Below are 4,999 nucleotides of genomic sequence, written 5' to 3' on the forward strand. Positions count from 1 at the left end.
TTATTAAAATACACACCAATCGTACATGTGTGTACTTATATATGAATATGACCAAAGCCTTGCTGTACTAACTCACTCACTCGTTCATTAATGGAGTACACAGTAGTTTGGGTTATATAGTGGAACGGAGTTGACTGGCAAGGGTATTCCCCTGCTGGTTAAAGGACGTGGAGCCAAGCGTAAGCCGGTAAAGGGCAAGCCCTCTATCGCAACTGACTGTGAAACGTCAAAAAAGAAGATAATGGCTGTTACTCCGGTAGCTGTCTTATTGGAAGCTCTGCCCCTTTAGGGGCGAGTAGTTCACGAGCGCCCTTATCTGTGAGCGAGGATCGGGAATCTCTTGAACTTTTTCAAAAAAATGAGGTCAGCGGTAACCGAATGATTATGAGAGGAAGGCATATGACACTGTGTTGGTATTTTGCCAAAAATATCTTCTATTTTAGACTGCGTAGCTGAAATTGTCCTGTAAACTTCCAGCCCTTGGCAACAGTGGGTTTTTAGTTATTGCGGGAACTACTGACAAAAACGTACCGTCTGAGTGAAGATTTTACTACGTACAAATTTAGTCTACATTCATTGGCGTGCCTGAGATTTTAGGGGATTATTCGATCTTGAAGCTACGGATTAAGGTCAAAACCTACGATTTCTCCTGTAAAAAATGAGCAGTTACCAAATTTCATGCATTGGGCAGTACCTGAATAAATGACCGCCCTTAAACCTATGCTGAAAAATCCTGCTTACGCTGGGTTTATGGTACGAGCAATAGCGACTGCCTTTACCCATCCGGATCAGCCTGAGCTGAAATACAGTCCTTATTCCAGAGTATGCGCGCACTCCATTGCTTCAGGGCAAAATCAGCACAGATCGTATTTACTTGATATTTATATTTAATGGTTATAACAGAACGATGAAAATAATAGTTCCTCATCAATCAACATCGCACGAACAATCTGGGCTGGATGATGACGGGCGAAAAAGGGAAAGAAGAGTTGCAATATCATCACAATGGTTTGTTGAAAAATACCCTTTATCCAGTTTGTATTTGAAAAAAAACTCTCAAGATAACAGGCTGCGTAATAGACAAAAAAGGAGTGTGTGTAATTTTTCATATCATTCTCATCCTGATGGTAAAAAGAAAACGGGGCAGGTAATTGCTCAAAAAAGAAAGTCCAATGATTCCCCCTTTGGTTTACATCTTGAAGACAGCAAGAAAGTAAAAGCTGGAGTTGATTCGTCGGCCGGGAAAAATGAAAGCTTATTTAAACTGTACCATAGTTCACAGTCAGCAAAGACGCGTGCAACTGTTTCAGATGGAACCAGCCAGAAAACTACACAGGAAGAAGAAATAAAACTTCTTTTAAAACAAATAGAGATCGGATGGAAAAAAATTAAAAAAAAAGAGAATAAAGAAGCTGGTGAACTGTTTACGAAGCTTCTATCTAAGGCTAAATTTCTAAATCAAAATGAGGCGATACTTGATATTTTATTAGGTAAAGCAAGATCGTTAGAGGCGCTTGGATACTTTGATAACGCTATAGTGATCTATATGGACTTGCGCCATCAGGAGAACAAGAAGAGAGGTGTTCTGGTGGCTAATGCCTTTAGCGGGAGATGGAAGGTTGAATACGCGTTGGCACGATGCCTGTGTAATATCGGCGGGGCTGAAGAGCTGAAAGCGGCTGAGAAAATATTTTTATCCTTGCGTTCTCAGGAAAACAAGGAAAGAGGAAAGTGGATGGTTCAAGTCTTCTGCGGGAACCGGAAGATGGAACTCGGGCTGGCCCGATGTCTGCAAAAAATCGGCGGTGATGATAATCTGAAAGATGCGGAGAATATTTTCCGGGATTTGCGTGATCAGAGAAGCAGTGAGCGACGCTGGGAGCCGAGAGGTCACTTCAGAGTGCACATGGATATTGAACTCGGGCTGGCCCGATGCCTGCAACAAATGGGCGGTGATAAGCTGCAAGAGGTGGAGAGTATTTACCGGAATTTGCGTGTACGGGAAGTCAGGTATAGAGGGGCTGGGATAGATCAATTCGGCGAACAACTGACGATTAGAGTCGGGCTGAGCATATACCTGCAACGAATGGGCGGACCTGGAAATCTAATAGAGGGTGAGGCTATTTTACGAGAACTTCGTCGGCAGGAAAACCAGCGGAATAAGAAGGCGGAAATCAATCACTTCTGCGGGAACCTGGAGATTGAGTATGCACTGGCAAGAAATTTGAAAGTCAGCCATCAACCGGAAAAAGTAAGAGAGGGCCGGATGATCTTAGAGTCCATATATAATCAGAAAAACAGGTTGAAAGAGAAACGAATGTCTGATGTCCTCAGCGAACCCTGTGAAACTCAGCCCGGGCTAGCTTCCTGCCAGAATGTTACAGATAAAAAGTGGAGAAAACGTACCCATTCACCATCCAGATCTACGCACATCAGAACACAACAACAGAAGACTAATGCTGATAATGATATTCAGCCATCCACTAGCAAAAAAACAATGGCTCGAAAAAGAAAGGCAACTGATCTTCCAGATAGTTTATCTGCCATGGGTATCAAGAAAACGAAGCATAGAACTGTGGCGGTAGCAGTGAGACGTCAGCCATGGAAAGATATCGTTAAAACTGACATAACCACAACCACGAAAATTTCACCGGCAGATATTACTTCCAGCTCCCGGGCATCCTGTGATTCCGTTGAAAGTACTCATCAAACCTTGTTTTTGCCAGTGAAAAGTGAGCAGCTGCAAGCTGAAACCTCAGAAAGTGATATCTGTCTGTTTACGGAATTATCCTGGGAAATTCTTGAACATATCGGTCAGTATATGGATTTTATGTCAGCTTATAATTTGCAACGTACCTGTAGATTATTCCGGGAAAATATTTTTCTGAAACTGTCCCTTGATCGGCATTTTGATGGGGTTTCGGACGATGACCGTAATAAACTGAAGCAGTTGGGCTGTTCGGACAAGTATTGCAAGATGAAACTCCCTGCCCATCTTGGACATTTTCAAACACTGGTGAGGAAAGACAGACCTCTCCGTACGATGGCGCTGTTCTCTAATTTGATCGACTGCAAAGCCTTTCCAAATCCTTCCTTTTTCAAAACCATGAAACGTTCAGATATCAGCAGTAACGCAATCATTAATGACACGGTACTGCTGGCGAACCATCAGGCAGCGGTTGGTTTTTCTGATGGCACTATTTCTGTTTTTGATTTAAACGCACCAAAAGATCAGTCATTGAAGAAAAAATTTACTCTAAAGCCACTGGAAAATAAGCTCTTGGTGAAAATTCCTTCAGATAAAACCAAGGCCGTTAAGTGTATGATTCCGTTATCAAATGGCTGGTTTGTTATCGGATCTTACGATGGGGCTCTGAGAGTATGGGATCTGGAAACGGCGTCGGGAGATGCTTGTATTGCCACCCTGAAAGGTCATGAAGAGAGTGTTAAATATCTGACTCTATTGCCGGGTTTGCGTATTGCCAGTTTCTCCTATGATGGAGTCATCACTATCTGGGACTTAAGCAAACTACCCGATGACCCCTTTCCTGTTATTAAAAGTGGCAATATAAATATCACAAATGACTATCAGGTCGTAAATATTCTGGCTTTATCGAATACCCATATAGCGATCAAAAAAAAAGAACAAAAAGTCAGCCTGAAGCCGTCTAAGCGATGTGTCTTAGAGATCTACAACCTGTCCAGGCTTTCTGACGGAGCGGAGCGGTGTTTCTCCACACCAGACTGGAAGAGCCCGACAGTGACGACGGACGGGCGTCTAATGGCTGGTGTTGACAATGAAGTCCGCCTGTGGGATGTACTCAGTGAAACGGCCATCAATACCCGGGCAGATCCATCTTGCCTGCCTCTGCATGCCGGTAACCTTTCCGACGGGGCGACTGAAAACCTTGTCAATCGTCCACCGAAGATTGAAGAACTGGATATACGATATGGGCATAGCGATATTGTTTCGGTGGTCGCGGAGTTAAAAAACAATTGGGTGGTCAGTGCTTCTCGTGACCTTACCTCGAAAATTTGGGATCTGAAAAAAAAAGGCGGTTCATGCCTTGCATCAATATATCATCCTAATCTAATCTGCGCTTTTGTGCAGTTATCCAATATGCGGGTAATCACCGCCATTTTCCATAATGGCAATATAACCGTATGGAACCCGAAACTGTCGAAAAGAAAATCATGTGTAAATACTCAAAACTCTATTATTGCTTCAACAGATGAAGGCTCCAATGGTTACTGGAATTATCGTGGTTGCTCTTCTCATGGCAAAGTCATCTTGATGAAGGAAAGAGACAAGACTTTTTTGAGAGTCCTGGATTTATACAGTCCGCTGCTGGCAAAAAAGCAAGAAAGAAAAGTGGAAGGTTGACCAAAGCCTTCAGCGGACAGCTACCGGTTGTACCTCGTTCCCACGGTCTCCGTGGGAATGCATAGCTATCCGCAGGTGTAGTGCTTACGGTGAGCCCCCAGCTCTACCACGCAGAGTGTGGGAGCGAGTAAACACAGAGTCAAAGCCTTTAAACCATGGACAACCCAATGCGCCTGACCCAACAGGAACAACAGACCATCAAAACCACCATCACCCGCTACGACCCAAAGGCGAGGGTATTGCTATTCGGCTCCCGCACCGACCCAAACAAAAAAGGTGGCGATATCGACTTGCTGGTGATCTCGGAAAAACTGGGCTTCACTCATAAGCTGAACATTCTGGCTGACCTGCACCAGCAGTTGGGGGAACAGAAAATCGATATATTGCTTGATAAGGACGGCACCGGCGACTTCGGCAAAACCATCTTGCCCACAGCCATCGAACTGTAGTCTTTAATGAAAGCCTGAAAGCACTCAAAGAAAGAGACCCTATGACCAAGGACAAGCGCCAGCTACTGGAAAGACAGCTTCAGCAAATGCACAAGGCCGCCAGTGGACTGGAGTGGTCCCTGCAACGGTGTCAGCCCCTGACCATTGATGCGCTGGATGCCGAAGG

At 44.3% G+C, this 4,999-nt stretch carries 4 protein-coding genes; 3 read left to right on the forward strand and 1 reads right to left on the reverse strand.

The features are described 5' to 3' along the window. The first annotated feature begins 130 nt into the window (after positions 1 to 130). Complete coding sequence (locus tag RM811_RS01790) at positions 131 to 289, forward strand: hypothetical protein (RefSeq protein ID WP_402520182.1); 159 nt, start codon at positions 131 to 133, stop codon at positions 287 to 289. Positions 290 to 887: 598 nt separating this feature from the next. Here RM811_RS01790 and RM811_RS01795 read toward each other — a convergent pair. Beyond that, positions 888 to 1,109, reverse strand: coding sequence for a hypothetical protein (locus RM811_RS01795; protein ID WP_402520184.1), 222 nt, complete (start codon positions 1,107 to 1,109; stop codon positions 888 to 890). 437 nt (positions 1,110 to 1,546) lie between these two features. Here RM811_RS01795 and RM811_RS01800 point away from each other — a divergent pair, with 437 nt between their 5' ends. After that, positions 1,547 to 4,384, forward strand: coding sequence for an F-box/WD repeat-containing protein (locus tag RM811_RS01800; protein WP_402520186.1), 2,838 nt, complete (start codon positions 1,547 to 1,549; stop codon positions 4,382 to 4,384). A gap of 155 nt (positions 4,385 to 4,539) precedes the next feature. Next, positions 4,540 to 4,833: a nucleotidyltransferase domain-containing protein gene (locus RM811_RS01805; protein WP_402520188.1), complete on the forward strand. Its 294-nt coding sequence runs from the start codon at positions 4,540 to 4,542 to the stop codon at positions 4,831 to 4,833. Positions 4,834 to 4,999: the final 166 nt, after the last annotated feature.

It is taken from the genome of Endozoicomonas sp. (genome assembly GCF_031844845.1).
Lineage (GTDB): Bacteria > Pseudomonadota > Gammaproteobacteria > Pseudomonadales > Endozoicomonadaceae > Endozoicomonas.